Genomic DNA, 19,932 nt, shown 5'->3' on the forward strand with positions numbered 1-19,932 from the left:
CTACGGACATATCCGACACTTTCGTGGTAATATTTAGCCAAAACAAGCTAAATGGTTATCCACAGAAATTTCCAAGCAACAGCAATCCATAAGAATCTATTAAATAAAAAGGCCCGACTAAGAATTAATCAGGCCTCATTAAAAATTCAATCGTGATACTAAACTAAACAAACAACTGTTTGAATTCTTCAGATTCTATGGTTTCTTTTTCTATCAAAGTATTGGCAATCTTATCCAGATATTCCCGCTTTTCGGTGATGACTTTTAAAGCCAGTTTGGCGGCCTCATCCAGCAAGCGACTGATTTCTTTATCAATCTCTTCGGCTGTCCGATCGGAATAATCGCGTTCCTCATGAAGTTCTCGGCCCAAGAAAATCAACTCTTCCCGTTCGCCGAAAGTTCTTAGTCCCATCTTCTCGCTCATGCCGAAATCGGAAATCAAGCGACGCGCCAGCTTAGTGGCTTGACGCAAATCATTCTGGTCGCCGGTAGTCACTTCATTAAACACCTCTTCTTCGGCGATACGGCCGGCCAGCATTACTGCCAAATCCTCCAAAAATTCGCTCTTGGTATGAAGCTTCTTGTCTTCTAACGGCAGTTTCAAAGTATAACCGGCAGCCGAACCGCGGGCGATAATAGAAACTTTCCTGACCGGATCAGTATGAGGCAACTCATGAGCGAGCAGGGCATGGCCGGCTTCATGATAAGCCGTAATCTTTTTTTCCTGGTTGTTCAAGATGTGGCTCTTGCGTTCCGGCCCAAGCAAAACTTTATCAATGCAGGATAAAATATCATTTTGAATCACTGATTTCTGATTGGTTAAGGCGGCTTTAATCGCCGCTTCATTCAGCAAGTTCATCAAATCAGCGCCGGAAAATCCCGGCGTGCGCTCCGCTATTTGGCGCAAATCAACATCCTTGGCCAAGGGTTTTTTCTTGGCATGGACTTTCATGATGGCTTCGCGATCATTAATGTCAGGCAAATCCAAAGTCACTCGGCGATCAAAACGTCCCGGCCGCAATAAAGCGGCATCAAGGACATCGGGCCGATTAGTGGCGGCCATAACAATGACATTATCTGACGGTTCAAAGCCGTCCATTTCGGTTAAAATCTGATTCAAAGTCTGCTCGCGTTCATCATGCGATCCGCCCAGTCCGGCTCCGCGCTGTCGGCCGACAGCATCAATCTCATCAATAAAAATAATGCACGGAGAATGCTTCTTGGCTTTCTTGAACAAGTCGCGCACGCGGGACGCGCCCACGCCCACAAACATTTCCACGAATTCCGAGCCAGAGATAGAAAAAAAAGGCACACTCGCTTCGCCGGCGACCGCTTTGGCCAGCAAAGTTTTGCCGGTGCCGGGAGAACCCAAAAGCAAAACGCCTTTGGGAATAGTCGCGCCCATAGCCAAAAACTTTTTCGGGCTTTTCAAAAAATCAACCACCTCCAATAATTCCTGTTTAGCTTCCTTAACGCCGGCCACATCCTTGAAAGTGACCTTATTATCCTTATCCGGATTAAACTGTCGCGCGCCACTCTGGCCGAAAGACATAGCTTTGTTGTTGGCGCCCGAAGCCGACTTCAGCATGAACCAAAAAAAAGCTAAGATTATGACAGCGGGGATAACGATGGGTAAAAGCGTAACCAGCCAAAACTTCCAACCGGTATCGTTCTTGATGTTGATAGCCACTTGACGGATCTTTTCCGGCGCCACATTATAATTTTTAAGCATAGTGCTTAGTGAATCCTCCACTTCTTTCTGTACGGTCAATTTCTTGCCGTCAGTTAAGGTAACGCTTAAGGTATTGGACTCCACATCAATTGATTTGACGCTATCGCTTTCAATGGCACTGACCAAAGTGGTGAAATCCGCCTCTTTAGGCTGGTTTTGCTGAATCTGCAAAAAAGAAAAGATTACCAGAATGACGACGAAAATTCCGATGTAAATCAGAGTATTTTTGGAAATATTTTTCATAAATTAAAAGTAATTTGCTATAATTAGCTTAGACGAATCATAACATATAACTATGGCTAAGTCAAACATCAACAATAGTCGGATAGATCAGCCGCTGGACAGCTTCTGGCGCGCCACCTTGATTAAAATTCTGCCTGGCTGGATCACCCCTGACGGCTTATCCTTGTTAAGGTTAATCCTAATACCGGCTGTATTGCTGGCTTTCGCTTTCAGTAATTTTTTGTTGGCGGTCATCTTATTCGCCTTGGCCGCCCTTTTAGACTCTCTTGATGGCGCACTATCCAGACAAAGAAACATCCACACCTCTTGGGGCCTTATCATTGATCCTCTGGCTGATAAGTTGCTGATCATGATGACGGTTTTATATCTGGCGTTAGTCTTTCCCGTTCCCGGACTGATCCTAAGTGTTTTCGGCTTGGAAATGCTGCAGCTTCTGGGAACGGCCATAGTCTTAGGTGTGAGCAATAAGCCGATTTTAAAAGCCAGTACTTTCGGCAAGTCCAAAATGCTTCTGATTTCCGTAACTGTTGTGTTGATCTTTATCTGGCTGATACTCGCTTGGCCTTGGCTTCTGACCTTAACCATCATCTGCCTCTTTTTGACGCTGATTCTGCAAGTCGTTACCTGTCTACATTATCTTTATCGACTGGCCAAAAAATAACTAAATTATTATTTTTTTTAGTGTTGTTTAGGCCTTTTACCGGATTCAATATTGTTATCATTCCGGCCCTGCCTGCCTGCCGACAGGCAGGGTCTCAAGGCGAGTGGAGGAATCCCTTAATCAATTGCGAATTAAAACTATTATTTCAAATAAATTAAAGGGATTACTCCACTGCGTCCGGATTACCGGACTTCGGTCGGAATGACAACAAGAAGTAAAAACCACAGACAGTAATCAGAATACTTACGCTAGATAAAAATATCTCCGCCGAAACGGAGATATTTTTATTTTTAGACTTCTATAATGACTGGCAAGATCATCGGCCGTTTCTCTGTTTTTTGGAACAGGAACTTACCGATTTCATTGCGCAACTTTTCTTTCAAATACTGGTCGTCAGGCGCAGTTACCGGATTATTATCCTTAAGGATTTTCTTGATCTTGATCCGGGTCATCTCAATCAAACGTTTGTTCTCTTTCAGATAGACAAACCCGCGGGAAATAATATCGGGACTTTGGATCAAGTCGCCGGTTTTAGCGTCCACGGTGGCGATAATCACCAACATCCCGTCTTCCGCCAACTGCTGGCGGTCGCGCAAAACGATATTATTCATATCAGTAATGCCCAAACCATCCACAAAAACATAAGAAGCCGGGACTTTTTTGCTTAGGATGCCGGCGCTGTTGCCGTCAAATTCAATGACACTGCCGTTATCCGGTACAAAAATCCTGTTCGGCCTGAAACCGATATCCTTCGCCAGCTTAGCCGCTTCCTTCAACATGTAATGGTTGGCATAGGAAGGAATAAAATAATCCGGCTGAATGGATTTAAGCATATAGGAAATGTCTTCACGATTGCCGTGGCCGGACACATGAATGTCCATGATATTGCCATGAATGACATTATCGCATTGGCGATACAGATTGTCCTTCAAACGCTGGATAGTGCGTTCATTACCCGGAATAACCGAGGAGGAGAGGATGACGGTATCGTTTTTACGCAACTTGACTGATTTGTCATTGCCGTCAATAATACGCGACAAAGCGGCATTGCCTTCGCCTTGCGAACCGGTACACAGGATAACAATTTTATTTTCCGGATACTGGTCAACACTTTCTACTTTAACAACTGAGTTCTTTTGGTATTTGATATAACCCAATTTCTTAGCAATTTCTACGTTGTTTTTCATGCTATAGCCCATCAAAGCCACTTTTTTGTTGAGTTTTTCGCAAGTGGCGATGATCCAACTAATTCTTTCAATCTGTGAAGAAAAAGTGCCGATGATCATGCGACCGGGAGCGTCCGTAATCAACTTAGTAATATTTTTTTGCATTTCTTCAGTAGTGGCCGATTCCCTGATATCAATAGCGCCTAACGATTCCAACATTAAGATTGTCGGGCGCGGCAACTTGGCCAAGTAATCATACTTCAAAAGAGGTTTGCCATTTTTATCTTTCTCCAATGTCCAATCACCGGGATGTATGACTGTGGCAACCGGCGTTTTAATAATCACGCCGACCGCATCCATAATGGAGTGGTCGATAGGGAAGAAAGAAATATCAAAAGCACCCAGCTTCAAACGGTCGCTGACCTTCTCCACCATAATGACTTTTAACCTCTTAGCGCCGTCTTTCTTGTAATCCTCAACACGATGTTTGACTAAAGCGATGGTCAAGGGCCGACCGATAATAGTCGGATTACCCAGTTTCTCCAGCAAGATCGGGGCGGCACCGATGTGATCCAAGTGACCGTGAGAAAAAATCACGCCTTTAACGTTTTTTTCTTTGCCTCTTAAATACTCAATATTGGGGATGATATAATCAATGCCCGGCATATCTTCTTCCGGGAATTGTATACCCATATCCAAAATCACGATATCGTTTTTGTACTCAAATATCGTCATATTGCGGCCGACTTCTTCATAACCGCCAATCGGAATGATACGCAGTTTGTCGCTGCCTTTAACTCCGGTCGCAGTTGCTGTGGTTGTTTGGCTGGTACGCAAAGCACTGGAGCGCAAATCGCGCACTAAAGGTTGGCGGAATTGCTCGCGCGCTGTTTTGGCCGCAGTCTGCTGTTTTTGGCGCGCATCGCCTGCCTGATAATTGCCGGCTTTATTGCGTTTCGACCAGAAACCTTCGGGTTTCTGCTGTTTGGGCGAAACGGCTGACTTAGGTTGGATCGGACGACTGTTCGGCACATCCATGCCTTTCAACCAATGATCCAAACTCAGATTTTTTTTGTCCGCTTTTTCTTCTCCCGGCTTGCCGGAAGATATCGCCGCGGGACCGCGGAAAGCGCCGACGGGCTTTCTTTGCGGTTTATGCGATTTTTTCATGGCGGAAAATGCCGGTCCCTTGAATTCCTTCTTGGGCGCATTCCGCCTGTAGTTTGTACTACTGTTCATAAATTCTTAAATTACACTTTGTTAAAGTGCCAAAAAGCAAAACTGCCTTTACGGCAAGCGACTTGAGTCGCTGAGAGTAAATTAATTGTGCCGACGGAGAGACTTGAACTCTCATGGCCTTGCGGCCACACGGCTCTGAACCGTGCGTGTCTACCAATTTCACCACATCGGCGAAAAATAAAAATTAAATTAAGGGATTAAGAGATAAAAGTTTATCATTTAACCCTTGTTTTGCCTCTAATCTTTATTTTTTTGAGGTTTTATAGATTATTACAGTATACAGCAAAAAAGAAAAAATGTCAAGGGCTAACGGCGCCAAGCATACTTCACTTTGACATACCATTCACTGACATTAGCCAAACGATCGCTGTAGCTGGCGATCGAGGTAACATCAAAGCCCTTCAAACTGCTATTCTGAGGATAGGTATAAGCGGGGCTGTAAAGAAAAATCGCCGGCAATTGCTGAGAAATTATTTTTTGGAATTCCCAGTATTTTTCCTGCCTTTGGCTATGATCCAGAATACGCCGAGCCGCCTCTAGCAAAGCATCGACTTTGCTGTCGGAAAAAACCGCCAGATTGGATCCGGGATATTCATTCTGCGAAGAATGCCAGAAAGCGAAAGGATCGGGATCGGAGGACATGTTCTCAGAAAACAACAAGATTTCATATCGGCGGTTATTGATGTTTTCTTGAATAATCTTATTCTTATCCACCGCTTCAATCGTAGTGATAATACCCAGTTGATCCCAAGACTCCTTAATGATCCGGGCAATGGCCAAATATTGCGGCTGATCGGGAACGGTCAAGACAAAGCGCAACTCATAGCTCTTTTTCTGCAACACCTGTTCAATCATATCATCGCCGGTAGAAGTGGCCACCAGCTGCCAACCATTAGTCTGCAACAAAGCGGCGGCGGCTTCCAAATCATAAGAATATTTCTTGATATCGGGACTATTGTCAATGCCGGGAAGGATCGGCGCGTCAATAATCTTGGCTTGGCCACCAAACACTTCCTTAACCATTCGTTCCTTATCCACGGCCAAGGCTAAAGCCTGGCGAATATAGTCCGCCTGAAGCAAGGCATTCTTTTTTTGATTGAAAAAAATGGCAGCATACTGGGGCTGTTCCAGCTCATGCATGATAATATTCTTATGGCGTTTCAGATCGGCTTGATTCTCTCGCGGCAAATAAGCCAAACCATCCACGCTTTTGTTCTTTAAAGCGTCCAAAGCCGAATTAACGTCTCCGTAGAATTTAAACACTAATTGTTTTAAGTAAGGTTTGGCGCCGTAATAGTCGGCATTGGCCGACAGGGTATACGATTTAATCACACCGCTTTTATCTTTTTTAAAGCTCTCCACTTCCCAAGGTCCGGTGCCGACGGGTTTTTTGTTCAATTCATTCAGATCGGCATTGGCCGGCGGAATATTGTACCACAAATGCTCAGGCAAAATACCGAAAGTCAACATACTGGAAAAAGGCGCAAACGACTCCTTGAGCGTAAATTTTACAGTATAATCGTCAATTTTTTCTGCCACCACTCCGCGAAAACTCTTGGCTAAAGGGCTCTTGAATTCCGTATCTTGCAAGGAGGAAACAGTAAAAATAACATCATCGGCCTTGAACGACTCGCCGTCATGCCATTTGACGTTCTGACGCAAATAAAAAGTATAAATTAAACCGTCTTCAGAAACCTCATAACGCTCGGCCAAATCCGGAGTCAACTGATGGTTCTTGTCGTAAGTCAGCAAAGAAGAAAATATCAGCCGGCTTAAATCGCCGTCCACGCTATTAGTCTGAGATAGAATCGGATTAATAAAACGCGGAGAACCTATCAGGCCTTCGGAATATTCTCCGCCGACTTGGGGCAAGGGCACGGAGAAAATAACAAAAACCTTAAATAGCAAAAAGAAAAAACAAACAACGGCGACTGCGCCGAAAAAACGCAACTGCCTATTTTCTGACGCTGACAGGAATTTGGGCAGATACTTGAAATGCTTCAATCGCAAACGCTTGTTTTTATTTAGGCCGAATAGAATTTTTCGGTCGTAATGATGCTGGCGCTTGAAACGTCGCAATTCCGAGTTTTGCCGATCAAAAAACCTCTCGACTTTCCTTCTAAGATTTTTAAATAAAAAATCCACGGTTAAAATTACGAATTATATCTAGTTATGCGTCTGTGGCTGTCAGCCGTAGACAAAGTGCTACTAGTAAAGCACATTAAGCAGGGAAATTCCCAAAAAGATTATCGCGATAACGATAGTGGCATTGAACAACACTTGCTCCAAGCCGCGCTTGGTTCTGTAAACGTTGCCTTCACCGCCGAAAGCCGCACCCAATCCGGTGCCGCGATTCTGCAGTAAAATCACTGCCACCAAGGTGACGGCTGAAATAAGCTGAATAACATCTAAAATCATATTGGATATGCTTAAAATATATGGTTTTGACCTAATCTCATACTATCATAAGTGAGAGGTAAAGTCAAACCCAAAAAACAAACTCAGCGAGTTTTTTTTCTTTCATTAGCTGGATTTATTCTTGATTATTATGGTATAATAAAAACAAAGAAAAAAAACTTCCTAATCTCTATTTGCCTTATAAATCAAATTTCTATGCCCCAAACCACAGGCGAAGCCGAATGGCTTTTACAAGCGCTAAAAAAGAATTACAACCGCTCCGCGTCCAAGGATTCATCTAAAATAAAACTTAACCAATTAATATCCAAGTTAGGATTCTTTTACGAAAAAGTCAGAAATGCCATTGACTATAATGACGAACATCTGATTCGCCGTAATTCCTTGCGCCGTCTGATCACCAGGCAGATGAAATTCCTGGCTGAGCGCGATCCGGTTAAAATCGCAGAGACCGTAGTCTTTGAGTTCATCCGCGCCAAATATCTGCCCAACGACGCCCTGCCGGAAAGCGACATTGAACAAACCGCGGCCATCATCGCCAAATACCTGACTCTGTTCAATTACTTGCAAGGCCACCCGGTGGCGGAAGCCAAAAAAGTTAATGACTGGCTGTTGGATCTTTTGACCTGCGAGATTGACGAATACCTCTTCCCCAACGGCCGAGATATGGCCATAGTTAATTTCATGTACGGCGAAATGGTCAAAAGCATTTCGTTCGTCAAGAGCTCCATTGACGAAAAAGAACGCAATCTGCAAATTTACATCGCCGTCTTAAAAAACCTGATCAAAGCCGATTTGCCGCTCATCCGCTATTGGCTCATCAAACTGTATAACCCGCAATGGAATTCCTTCACTCCGGACGATATCAAAAAATTCGCTCCCAATCTGACCGATACCAAAAACCGCATTGAATTGCACCTTAGCCACTATTCCGGCTATCAGGTAACGCAAATGATCAAGAAGCAAGCGGTTTTCTTTCAAATTCTTAGAGAAATTATTGAGCAGAGCGACGACAATATCCGAGAGACGATTAACGACGAAAAAAAGCTGGAAGAAAAAATCAGCGAGGTTTGCAATAAGAATTACAAGCGCATCCGTGGCAAGCTGGTCGGTTCAATCGTCCGCGTTATCATTTATATTCTGTTTACCAAAACCATCTTAGCCTTCATCTTGGAATTGCCTTACGATCAATTCATTGTCGGCCAGGTCAATTGGCAGGCGCTTTTGATCAATATCATCTTTCATCCGCTTTTGATGTTTGTCATTGCTATGTCCATCAAGGTTCCGGGGCAAAAAAACACCAAGATCATTATTGAAGAAGTCAAAAAGATCCTTTATGGCGGTGAGCGCAAGCTGATTTATAAACCGCGCAAACTCTTGCGCCGCGGTTCTTTTACCTTCATTTTTTTCAACACCATCTACTTGATTATGTTCGGCATCTCCTTCGGCGCCGTAGTCGCAGTCTTGCATCGTTTGAACTTTAATTTGTTTTCCGGCGCTCTATTTATTTTCTTCTTGACCCTGGTTTCTTTTTTTGGCTTCCGTCTGCGCAATTTTGCCAATCAATTCCTGGTCGTGCCCCGCAAAGAGAACCTGTGGAATTTCCTTTTAGATTTTTTCTCCCTGCCGATTATCCGCGCCGGCAAATTCTTCTCCTCCAACTTCTCCAAAATCAATGTTTTCTTATATATCTTAGACTTTATTATTGAAACGCCTTTTAAAATGTTAGTGGAACTGCTGGAAAAAGCGCTGTCATTCATCGGTGAGAAACGAGAAGAAATATCTTAAAATATTAAACATATGAAACTAAATTTTAAATCAGAAGTTATTCCTTGGCTGTTAATCTTAGCCAGCGTCATTGCCGCCGTTTACTTTTACTTTAATTTCCCGGCCGTCGTGGCCACGCATTGGAATTTTACCGGCCAAGCCGACGGGTTTTCCGGCCGCGGCTTCGGCGCTTTCTTTTTGCCGATCTTGGTTATCATTTTCTATCTCTTCATGACGTTATTGCCTTACTTGGATCCCAAGAAAGAACGCTACCAGGAATTCTTCGGCGCTTACCTGGGATTCCGAACGGTTCTTATTTTACTTTTCATACTTTTGCAGTTCATCACCGGTTTTTACAACCTCGGCTATGAATTAAATATCGGAATTGCCGTGGCCTGGCTGATCGGTCTTTTAATGCTATACATCGGCTGGTTGATGCCAAAAATAAAAAGCAACTGGTTTATCGGCATTCGCACCCCCTGGACATTAAGTTCAGAAAATGTCTGGAATAAAACCCATGCCTTAAGCCGCTGGCTGTTTGTAATTTTCGGCCTGGATCTCATTCTGGTGCCCTATCTGCCGGAAACCTGGGCGGTTACGGCCTTCATCTTGGGACTTATCATTTTGCTGGCGGGCAGTTTCGGCTACTCCTATTGGCTCTATTACCAAGAAAAAAAAGCTTAGTTTATGTACCGCTATCTTGCTGTCAGCTTAATAACAATCACCTGCTTGCTTGTCATTGGAATCGGCGTCGCTTGGGCGCCGATTTTTCCTCTGGCCAAACAACTGACTGCTACGCCGCCGACTGATTCACTGCCAAAAACACCGGCCATAACCACCACCACGCTCATCTTCGGCGGCGACGTCATGCTCTCGCGCAATGTCGGACAGAAAATGACCAAATACCAAGATTGGTCCTGGCCGTTTACAAACATCGCCGGATTGCTGGCCGACGCCGACTTAGCCATTATCAACTTAGAATCGCCATTTACCATCGGCGGTTCGCATTTGGTCAAAACCGGATCATTTTCTTTTAATGCCGACCCGCAAGCGCTGGCCGGGTTGATTCAAGCCGGCATTGACGTAGTTGCTCTGGCCAATAATCATGTTTTAAACCAAGGCAAAAAAGGCATAATTGATACGCGAAAACTTTTAGCGGACAACAATATTTCTTATACAGGTGCCGGTCTGAATGAGGCCGAAGCCGGACGTCCGGCAATCAAAGAAATAAACGGGACTAAATTCGGTTTTTTGTCTTACGCCTATCCGAACGATTATTCCGTAGCCGGAACTTCCACTCTCGGACTGGCCGGCATGGATATAAACAAAATGACAACGGCTGTTACGGAACTGAAAACAGAAGTTGATCTGGTGGCAATACTGATACATGCCGGGGCCGAATACACCAACAAGCCCAACAAACAGCAAATCGCCTTTGCCCATGCGGCCATTGACGCCGGAGCCGACTTAGTGATCGGCCATCACCCGCACTGGGTACAGATTACGGAAATTTATAATGGCCGGCCGATTCTGTATTCTTTGGGAAATCTAATCTTTGATCAGATGTGGTCGCTGGAAACCCAACAAGGCGCCTTAGCCGAAATAACAGTGACTGATAAACAGCTAGATTCAATCAGAATCATTCCGATTAAGATTATTGATTACGGCCAAGCGACCCTGGCTACCGGCACGGAAAAAGAATTGATTTTAAACAGGCTGGGATTGGATAATGAGATTATTAACATTAATAATTAAATCAATCAAGAACCAACTTAGTTAATTTTCTATATTAAGTTTTCATATTAAGCAATTTTAAAAGCGGAGCATGTCATCACGACATTCTCCGCTTAATTTGTGCTATTTAGGCAGTTGATTGCGCCTTAGCTGCGCTGCCGTTGAGACAACCGCGCCGCTGCCCGCGCCGCTTCCAACATGGAATCGTCGCCGAGGCTGGTTCCGAAATTGCGCGACTGCTCACGGCGAGGTGCCGTGGCTCCAGCCTCCTTCGCCGCTTCAAAGGAAGCGCTGAGGATCTGACCGAGGCGACCGATCAAACCCGGACGTCTACGTAGGAGTTCCTTTTTCTTCGGATCGCCGTCCGCCAGTTTATCCGGGTTTTGACCCAGCAAATACACGGCCGCCTGCTCCTTGATGCCCTGGCCGGAGAAGATTACCGCCTCCCCGTCCGGGAATTCAAGATAGTTGGGCCCGATAAAAACTTGGCGGCCAGTCGGATTACCGTCGGAGTCCACTTCTTCTTCGCGCCGATAACCGACACGGTGCTTCCACCGTTCCAGATTGATCGCGACGCTTCGCAGATCTTTCATTTCGTGGATGACGGTCACCTTTACAAACTCCGGCAAAAACCCGTCACGCAGAAGGGTTGTGTAAGAAAATTCGCCGCGTTGCTCGTCTACTCCCTTCTTGTGAATAGCCGGCGTCAGAGGTTTGAAACGCTTGCCCAACGCGGCCTTGCTCATGTTGCGGATACCCCGAACGCCGATCAGGATGGACTCGCCCATTTCCGGCATATCGGCCGGCGCCACGATCATTGTGGTGTAATTACCCGTATGGATCACCACCTCGCCCTTGCCGCCCGCGGCCGCCTTGATGCCGTCCAGAGCTTTGCTCAACAAGTCATTGCTGACTTCCACCGCCACTTGGACGATGGTCGTCTCATTGCTGTTGACGGTGCCGTCTTCATTGAAGGTGTTGCACACGACCGGAATACCTCCGGAGTGGAACATCTCCATTCCCACCTGTTCTTCGCCGTTTCCGGCTTCAAGCACCTTGAACGCCGCCGGATCTTCCGGCGCTGTTTCGTCGAGAACGGCCACGGCCTGCTCCTGCATCCGTTGTTCCCGCTCCTGCATGGCTGCCAACTCGGCCGCCACCTGGGCTTCTTCACTACCATTACCACTGCGATGATTCTGTTTAGTCTTCTTGCTTCCCATGGTTGACTCCTGCCGCTAGTTGCGGCTTTTAAGGAATTGTCTAGGTACTTGCCACGCCCACCAGGACGTAACAATTAATTATAGCACACTGTTATTTTTTTGTCAATAGATTTATCCACAGGAACAACAAAAAACATACTAAATATATTAAAAAATATCTAAATTTAAACAAAAAAATAAATAGCTAAATACTATTTATTGACTGATTATTCAAGGTAAATTATCGCCGTATAGCCATTATCTGATAGAAACAGAAAACAGCCCGGTTAAATATGATAAAATTGGGGTCAAGATAATAATACCCAAACTCCATAAGGGTTTAATAAAATTTTCCCAAACGCCAATAACAGCCAGAGTATACAGAACCACCATTACCCAGAAAATTGTCTTTAAATATGTATCATCCACAAAGTTAGCTTACAGCTTATAATTTAGTAATTTACAATTATAAACCAAGGGACAATAATTGTCAATATTTAATTGCTGAACCGGAAGTGGCAGACATCGCCATCGGCCATCACATAATCCTTGCCCTCCAACCGAAGCAACCCCTTTTCCCGCGCTCGCGCTTCACCGCCCGCCGCCACCAAATCCTGCCACTTGATTACTTCGGCGCGAATAAATCCTTTTTCAAAATCCGTATGGATAACTCCGGCCGCTTGCGGCGCCTTAGTGCCGCGCTTAATAGTCCAGGCCTTGGTTTCCATTTCGCCGGAAGTAAAATAAGTGATTAAGTCCAAAGCGTTGTAGGCTTTAACAATCAACCGATCAAGCCCGGACGCTTCCAGTTGTAATTCTTTCAAATACGCCTTGGCATCTTCTGCCGGCAACTCGGCTAACTCCGCTTCAATCTTAGCAGAGATAGTCAGATAATCTGTTTCCTGATAAACCTTATCCTCATCCACATTCAAAACATAAATCATCGGTTTCATAGTCAGTAGGCACAAATCCTTAACCAATATTTTTTCTTCCTCGTCACCGATAATCTCGCTGGCTAACTCGCCCGCCTCCAATCCCGTTTTTAATCTTTCCAGTATCGGCTGGAGTTCCACGGCTTCCTTTTTTCCGGCGCGCACTTCTTTGCTATTAGTATCATATCTTTTTTCTATTGTCTGTATGTCAGCCAGGACAAGCTCCAGATTAATCACCTCACGATCTGACTGCGGATTGACTTTGCCGGACACATGAATGACATTCTCATCAGAAAACTGGCGCACCACCTGCACAATAGCGTCCACCTCGCGGATATTGGCTAAAAATTTATTGCCCAAACCCTCACCCTTGCTGGCACCCTTAACAATGCCGGCGATATCAATAAACTCAATTGTAGTCGGCACGATTTTGGCGGAATTAGAAACGCGCGCCAGTTGCTCCAGACGCTCATCCGGCACAGGCACCACGCCGACATTGGGATCAATGGTGCAGAAAGGATAATTAGCGGCGTCAACTTGCTTTTTGGTCAGGGCTTTAAACAGCGTGGATTTCCCCACATTAGGCAAACCGACAATACCAATAGAGAAAGACATGTTAAAACAATTACGAATTAAGAATTACGAATTACAAAAAACTCGTCACAAGGTCATAAAGTTACAAGATTCACCCTATTAAATAATTTGCTCGAGCGAATTACGGTGAAGCCATATTTAACAAAGTGAACTATAACAGAATACAGAGTAAAAATCAATACCCATAAAATTGAAAACGGTGTAGCAATAAAATTAATCAACTAAAAAGAGGCAGTAATCGCTTACTGCCCCGCAAATAAAGTGCTTTTTCGATTCAGCTTTTTCAGCTGACCTTGGGAGCCGCCGCCTGGAACTCGGCCAACAAGCCGGCGTCAATGTCCCCGGCGTCCATCTGGGCCAACGCCGCATCCACATTGAAACCGGAGGAGGCGTCAAGATCGCGATCAATGTCGCCATCCGAACGAAGCTCCGCCTGAACACCAGTCAACTCGCCCTGCAGTTCGTCCAAAAACGAGGTGTCAACCTTATTACCGCCCTGAGCCCTTGCCCGGTCGCGCATTGCCACGGCCTGCCTATGGGCTTCAATCGCCTTGAGCATGGCTGGACCGTTCTGGCGAATCGTATTCAAACCAGTCAACGCTTCGTTGTAGTTGGTCCGAGCGAGCTCGTAACTCTCCTTGAGAGTGTCGTAAGTCGCCTGTTGGCTGGTGATTTGGTCATCCAGCGCCTTAATCTCCTGGGATATCTGTCCCAATTGAGACGCTTTGTCCGGCTGGCCGACCAGGCTACCACCCAAAGCAACGAGTTTGGCTCGACGGCTTCGCAGAGCCTCCAACGGTTCCAACTCTTTGGTTTCCGGGTCGGCGATTGTACGCATCTGAGCGCCGATTTGTCGCGCCAACACCCGCTTTCCCTGGACCTGATTCTCCAATTCCGCGATGATCTGCTCCAACTTCTCTTCCGGCGACAGAGTCGAAGCCAAAAGGCCCTGCAATCGACCGCCCATCGCCTTGAAAAACATACTGATATTAACTTTCTTGTCCATCGCTTGCGACATTGCTTTGTCTCCTTCTTTTGTTGTTGCTTTTAACTTAACATTTAAAATTCAATACGAACAACGATTTACAATTAAACAGAATTAGAGCAGATCACTCACATCAACCGACGGTTCAAACCTTTCTCCCAAAAACAAACCGCCCGAACCTCTGGCTTCCTTCTTTCTGGCATCCAAAAATATCAACCATCTTTCACCGTCTTGTTCGCGCGAAGTGACAAAATACAGCAGATCGCCGGCCATAGCGTTATCGCATTCACCATCGATTTCTACGTTAAACGCACCGATATCAACAACTTTCCAAGTGACACCGGGAGTCAAACTGTTTGGCAATTCATAAGGCACGGGCTCGGACTGACCATTGTTCTTGAAAATTCGCGCCGGCCCCGGTTTACCGTCTCCGCCCTTATAAAAATTCATCAAAGACATTGAATCCAACTCGGTTGCCTTGAGCCAAATCGGCTTACCGCCTTCTTGGCTAGGCACCTTAAAAATCCAAACATTACCAGCCAAGGCCAAAGCCTTAAAAACTGTTCCCGTTTTAAGCCAAGACGAATCACCGAGTGTATTTTCGCTGGATGTCTTTTGACACATTTCCCATAAACTAACAGAGGCTTTAACTGCCCGTTCCGGTTCCCCCAATAAAGTAACCGTTTGCTGAGAAGATGCCCGCTCCAATTGCTTGGGCACGCTAACAGGCGCGCCGAACGTAACAAGATTGTGGGGTTGTTTAGCCACTTTGTTTCCAACAACCGACGCTTTTTTGTTTTTAACCAGATAACCGATACCTACGCCGGAAGCCAAGATGATAAGAAACCCTAACAGTGACAGAAAGTCCATATCTTTTCTCCTTCTCAGTTTTTAAAACCACTATCTTATAATCTACTAATCACCGCTATCATCGCCAAACCAACTGCCAGAGTAATGAGTAGGCCTACTAGTAGAAACCTCTGTCTTAATTTAATAACCGCCACCATCACTGTAGCTGGAACTGGAACCGCTGTAACCGCCACCATCACTGTAGCTGGAACTGGAACCGCTGTAACCGCCACCATCACTGTAGCTGGAACTGGAACTGGAGCTGCTGGAACTGCTACCGCCCCAGTCGCTCCAACCGCTGCTGGAACCACTACTGGAACTACCGGAGTCAAAAGAAAACGATGACGTACTCTGGCTGTCCTGATAATCGTCGTAGGCCTTTTTGGCCGTCCGACCGGTGTCATCAGCCAACTGATATGCTTGATCGGCATTAAAAATAGCCGATTCATAGCACCTGTTAGAGGCGTCACGACGAGCTTGGGCCAAACGGCTTTTAGCGGAATCAAAATCCGACTGAGCCGACGAAGAATGACTGCCATAGTTTTCAATATCATCTTCGTTGTCATCAATCATTCGTTCAGCTCGACGTTCTTGATCCGGCCAAGCCAAGCGATAGGACTCCAAATCATCGACTAACCTCGTAAACTCCCGCAATAAACGATTGGCTTGAGACAAGCCATTGTCGCCACTGGTTATTTCCGAATCAGCCAACCTGTAATCTTGATCCTCAGTCGCGATTCTTTGAGCTTCAGCCAAGTGTTCTTTGGCCCGCAAAAGATTATCGCCGGCCAATGTCAGATTGTCAGCCACTTGCGACCAAACGGTCTTCGCATGAAGATTAAGTTTGGCGCGAAGCTGTCGTGCCTGATTAAGGCCGTTTTGAGAAGCCATAATATTAGAAGCCAAAATCGCGCCACTATTCCTAACCTTCTCCGCCAGTATTAGTTGCCGATCAGCGCCTTTAATCGCTTCATTAGCCAAATCATACGCCTTAAGCGCACTACTGAAGACCAAAAGGAGATCGTACTTGCCTTCTTCAACGATCACTAGTGAAGCCTCGGTGGCGACTGCAAACAACTGCTCCGCCTGACGCAAGTCGGCGTATGACTGCTTAAGCGCCTTATCCGCTGTCAGCGGACCTTTGGCAACTAAGTTATCAAGATAGTTGTTAGCCGACGAAATACTGTTTTGAGCCGACGCCAACTGTTCTCCCGCGCCAGTCTGCGCCTTCTTGTAGGAATCAAGATTATTCATCACCTTAAAGATGGAAGCATCAACAGAGCCGACAACCAAAAAACTGGCGCTCAATAGTTCACGCGCCTGCCTAGGGTCGCCTAACCCGGAGCCTTCAACCGGCAATAGACCGGAAATTATTTCCAGGTTGCCGGAGACCTTGTCAAGACTGATTTTTGCCGCCGATAACTCTTCATTATTCAAAGCGACATACTTGGACAAATAGTCGCCGCCCTCGCTGGACAGCCTTTCCATGGCCAAAATATAATCGCGATTTTTTTCTGCCAAATCATTTTGTAGCTGGCTTAATTCCTGGCGAGCATCCTCGGCCAATTTTTCAATCGCCGACAGCTGCTCGTTGGCATTCTCTATCGCCCGTTGCGATGCCTCAATAAGTTTTTCGGCTTCAACCGCCTGCGCCTTCTTTTGCTTGGCCTTGCCGGTCGCGTCAGCCTGCTTGATATCTTCCTCGGCCTGGCTGAGATTGATTCGCCCCGATTCAATTAAGTCGGAAATCGGGACTGAATATTCCGGTTTATACCAACTGGAAACAGCACCGAATTCAGACTGGAATCGCTCAATAGCCAAAGACTGTCCTATCGCCTCCGCCTTGACGTTGGCCAAACACTTGTCGGCCAAACGCTTAGGCGCGGACATGACCAGCCATAGGCCGGACGTCATCGCAATAACCAGCAGAATAATCAACACTTTTGACTTGTTCATGGCACTCGGTTCTCCTTTTGTTGTCAGTTAATTGGTCACCTAAATTAAAAACACATTAAAGACTATTAAATTTTAATGTTCGCAACCTAAAGAAACCAAAATCATAGCTACTTTAGAATTTTGCATTCTATCATATCTGAGCTAACTTGTCAAATAAAGCCATAATAACCCAGAAACCCAGGTAGAAACAAGCCCGGGCATACTTAATTATACTGACCAGTATGGTTTTCTCATCGCTTTTTCAATTGAAAAAATGCCAGCTTCTTGGTAGAATAAAAGAGTTAATCTAATATCGCTTATGCGCATAATTTACGGCTTAGCCGGACAGGGCTTCGGCCACAGCGCCCGTTCGCGGGAAATCCTCAAACACTTGGCGGCGGCCGGCCACGATATTAAAGTCTTCACTTACGGCCAAGGGGCGTTTTTTTTGCACCATGATTTTGACGTCTTTGAAATTCCCGGACTAACCCTGAGCTATAAAAATAATAAAGTCAGATATTTCAAAACGTTGCTGGATAATACCAAGAAAGTCTACGGCCAAACACGGCAATGGAACAAAATTAAAAAAGTTTTTAAGGACTTCGCTCCGGAACTGGTCATTACTGATTTTGAACCGCTAACAGCCTTGCTGGCCAAAAAATTCCGCTTGCCTCTTATTTCCATTGACAACCAACATCAATTAACCAACACTGAGATCCAAATCAACAAAAAGCATCTCAAGGATCTGATGGCTGACAAAGCTATCATTAAGCTAGTCATCTGGAGCGCCAAATATTACCTGGTAACTTCCTTTTTCAAAACCAAGATAAAGAAAAAAAATACTTATTTATTCGCGCCGATCATTCGGCAGGAAGTGTTGGACATGCAACCGGCCAAAGACGACTACTTTTTGGTTTATGAGGGCGCTGATATGGGCCGACTGACTGAGCTGTTCAAAAGGCTGCCGTATAAATTTGTCGTTTTTGGACCGCAACGGCAGGGTCATGAGGGCAATATTGTTTTCAAGCATTTTGACACGCACGAATGGCTGATGTACCTTAACCGCTGCCGCGCCGTTATCGGCACTGCCGGACTAAGCCTGCTGAGCGAAGCGATCTACCTTAAAAAACCCTACCTGGCTCTGCCGATCAAACACCAGGTTGAGCAGTTAATCAACGCGCAGTATCTGCAACGACTGGGCTACGGCCAATTCAGTTATGATTTAACAAGTGAGGAGTTTGAGGATTTTGTCGCCCACTTACCCCAATATGAGGAAAGACTGGCCTTCGCCGAGGCTTGTGGCAATAAGGAATTATTTGAAAAACTGGACGAAATCATCGCTAATTCGTAAATTGATCTTGATTTTTTTAGATAACAGTGATAAAATATTGAAAGATTTCGGGTCGTTAGCTCAGCTGGTAGAGCAGTTGCCTCTTAAGCAAACGGTCGCAGGTTCGAATCCTGCACGACCCACTTGGAAGAATATTAAGAGGCGCACCAGGAGTGCGTCTCTAATTGTGTAAATTATGTAAGCAATGCATCAGCACCCATGGTGAAATGGATATCACGACTGGCTTCGGACCAGTTATTGGGGGTCGCGAAGCGACAGGATAGCAATGAACCGCGAGTTATGTCGGAAGACATAACGAGCGAGTGAATGCCGCCGAGGCGCCGGTGGCGCGTCGGCGCTATCCCTGGACAACGAATTGTTTCGTTTTCCGACGAAACAATGAGGCGGAAAGAACCGCCAATGACAGTATATAAATCAAAACTTAAGCACCCATGGTGAAATGGATATCACGACTGGCTTCGGACCAGTTATTGGGGGTTCGAATCCCTCTGGGTGCATAATAAACAAAAAAACAGAAATCATAACGATTTCTGTTTTTTTTTGTTATAGTTTAATCTATTTTAGATGCTATATAATCGGAGGTTGACAATTTGACTAGGCTTTGCTATAATACAGTATTCCCAATGCGAGGGATGTTCTTTGTAAGTTAAGCATGACATAGGCAGTCACAAAACTCCAAAAAAGAAAGGAGGATAGAATAATGACCATCTTTTGTGTTCACTTAGTTTCTTTTCTTGTCGTCTGGGTTCTCTTCATTATTGTCTCGGGACACGGTTTCCGCATGACAATGGAAACGACATGGCAGCAACGTGTCTTGCCTGCTCTATTTTTTACGGGAGTGCTCTATGTTGCGGCACTTCTTGGGACTGGGGTCATTTCTTGGCCACCCTACTAATCGTAACAAAATAGAAAGGAGAAAAGCGATGTTAAGGATCATATTAAGGATCGTTCGCAAGGTCATTGGTGTAATTTCTATGTCTGAGTGCAACGGCCGTCATGGTTTTTTCGTTACTCTTGGATTATGGTAAACTACCTGGTGGATTATTCGCACTTTTTGGAATAATCGTAGCTGTTATTGTGCTTGGTTTATTTGGTTGGTATCTGTTTGATGACTAATCAAATTCTGTACC

At 45.4% G+C, this 19,932-nt stretch carries 14 protein-coding genes and 3 tRNA genes; 7 read left to right on the forward strand and 10 right to left on the reverse strand.

Annotation, left to right across the window (positions count from 1 at the left end; genetic code table 11):
* Positions 1-163 precede the first annotated feature (163 nt).
* The gene (gene ftsH / locus WC473_02050) at positions 164-1,975 is read right to left on the reverse strand and encodes an ATP-dependent zinc metalloprotease FtsH (protein MFA5124592.1); all 1,812 of its coding nucleotides are present in this window, start codon (positions 1,973-1,975) and stop codon (positions 164-166) included.
* A gap of 52 nt (positions 1,976-2,027) precedes the next feature.
* Between ftsH and WC473_02055 the strand changes: the two genes are divergently transcribed.
* Positions 2,028-2,636, forward strand: a complete 609-nt coding sequence (locus WC473_02055) for a CDP-alcohol phosphatidyltransferase family protein (GenBank protein MFA5124593.1) — start codon at positions 2,028-2,030, stop codon at positions 2,634-2,636.
* 290 nt (positions 2,637-2,926) lie between these two features.
* Here the strand turns inward: WC473_02055 and WC473_02060 are convergent, their stop codons facing one another.
* From WC473_02060 to secG, 4 genes are all read right to left on the reverse strand, one after another.
* Entirely contained in the window at positions 2,927-5,041 is a 2,115-nt protein-coding gene (locus WC473_02060; GenBank protein ID MFA5124594.1) for a ribonuclease J, read from the reverse strand.
* An 88-nt stretch (positions 5,042-5,129) separates the two neighbouring features.
* Positions 5,130-5,213: transfer RNA gene (locus WC473_02065), tRNA-Leu, on the reverse strand.
* A gap of 134 nt (positions 5,214-5,347) precedes the next feature.
* Positions 5,348-7,186, reverse strand: a complete 1,839-nt coding sequence (locus WC473_02070) for an ABC transporter substrate-binding protein (protein ID MFA5124595.1) — start codon at positions 7,184-7,186, stop codon at positions 5,348-5,350.
* 63 nt (positions 7,187-7,249) lie between these two features.
* A complete protein-coding gene (gene secG, locus WC473_02075; GenBank protein MFA5124596.1) occupies positions 7,250-7,459 on the reverse strand; it encodes a preprotein translocase subunit SecG in 210 nt (69 codons plus the stop codon).
* A 195-nt stretch (positions 7,460-7,654) separates the two neighbouring features.
* Here secG and WC473_02080 point away from each other — a divergent pair, with 195 nt between their 5' ends.
* From WC473_02080 to WC473_02090, 3 genes are read left to right on the forward strand one after another with little or no spacing between them, the layout of a single operon-like run.
* A complete protein-coding gene (locus WC473_02080; GenBank protein MFA5124597.1) occupies positions 7,655-9,244 on the forward strand; it encodes a hypothetical protein in 1,590 nt (529 codons plus the stop codon).
* Between the two features lie 12 nt (positions 9,245-9,256).
* Complete coding sequence (locus WC473_02085; protein MFA5124598.1) at positions 9,257-9,907, forward strand: SdpI family protein; 651 nt, start codon at positions 9,257-9,259, stop codon at positions 9,905-9,907.
* Between the two features lie 3 nt (positions 9,908-9,910).
* Complete coding sequence (locus tag WC473_02090) at positions 9,911-10,978, forward strand: CapA family protein (GenBank protein MFA5124599.1); 1,068 nt, start codon at positions 9,911-9,913, stop codon at positions 10,976-10,978.
* 125 nt (positions 10,979-11,103) lie between these two features.
* Here WC473_02090 and WC473_02095 read toward each other — a convergent pair whose 3' ends face one another.
* The 5 genes from WC473_02095 to WC473_02115 all read right to left on the reverse strand — a co-directional run bounded on the left by WC473_02095 (position 11,104) and on the right by WC473_02115 (position 17,472).
* Entirely contained in the window at positions 11,104-12,177 is a 1,074-nt protein-coding gene (locus WC473_02095; GenBank protein MFA5124600.1) for a hypothetical protein, read from the reverse strand.
* A 476-nt stretch (positions 12,178-12,653) separates the two neighbouring features.
* A complete protein-coding gene (gene ychF / locus WC473_02100) occupies positions 12,654-13,703 on the reverse strand; it encodes a redox-regulated ATPase YchF (GenBank protein ID MFA5124601.1) in 1,050 nt (349 codons plus the stop codon).
* A 262-nt stretch (positions 13,704-13,965) separates the two neighbouring features.
* A complete protein-coding gene (locus WC473_02105; GenBank protein ID MFA5124602.1) occupies positions 13,966-14,700 on the reverse strand; it encodes a hypothetical protein in 735 nt (244 codons plus the stop codon).
* 81 nt (positions 14,701-14,781) lie between these two features.
* Positions 14,782-15,537 (reverse strand): hypothetical protein, encoded by a 756-nt coding sequence (locus WC473_02110; protein ID MFA5124603.1) that lies wholly within the window; start codon positions 15,535-15,537, stop codon positions 14,782-14,784.
* A gap of 120 nt (positions 15,538-15,657) precedes the next feature.
* Positions 15,658-17,472 carry a hypothetical protein gene (locus WC473_02115; protein MFA5124604.1) on the reverse strand — a complete coding sequence of 605 codons (1,815 nt, stop codon included), beginning with the start codon at positions 17,470-17,472 and terminating at the stop codon, positions 15,658-15,660.
* A gap of 298 nt (positions 17,473-17,770) precedes the next feature.
* Here WC473_02115 and WC473_02120 point away from each other — a divergent pair, with 298 nt between their 5' ends.
* From WC473_02120 to WC473_02130, 3 genes are all read left to right on the forward strand, one after another.
* Positions 17,771-18,802 carry an MJ1255/VC2487 family glycosyltransferase gene (locus WC473_02120; protein ID MFA5124605.1) on the forward strand — a complete coding sequence of 344 codons (1,032 nt, stop codon included), beginning with the start codon at positions 17,771-17,773 and terminating at the stop codon, positions 18,800-18,802.
* A 49-nt stretch (positions 18,803-18,851) separates the two neighbouring features.
* Positions 18,852-18,924, forward strand: a tRNA-Lys gene (locus tag WC473_02125).
* A 303-nt stretch (positions 18,925-19,227) separates the two neighbouring features.
* Positions 19,228-19,299 (forward strand) — tRNA-Arg (locus WC473_02130).
* Positions 19,300-19,932: the final 633 nt, after the last annotated feature.

This window comes from Patescibacteria group bacterium (assembly GCA_041650895.1).
GTDB lineage: Bacteria > Patescibacteriota > Patescibacteriia > 2-01-FULL-39-33 > 2-01-FULL-39-33 > CAISTG01.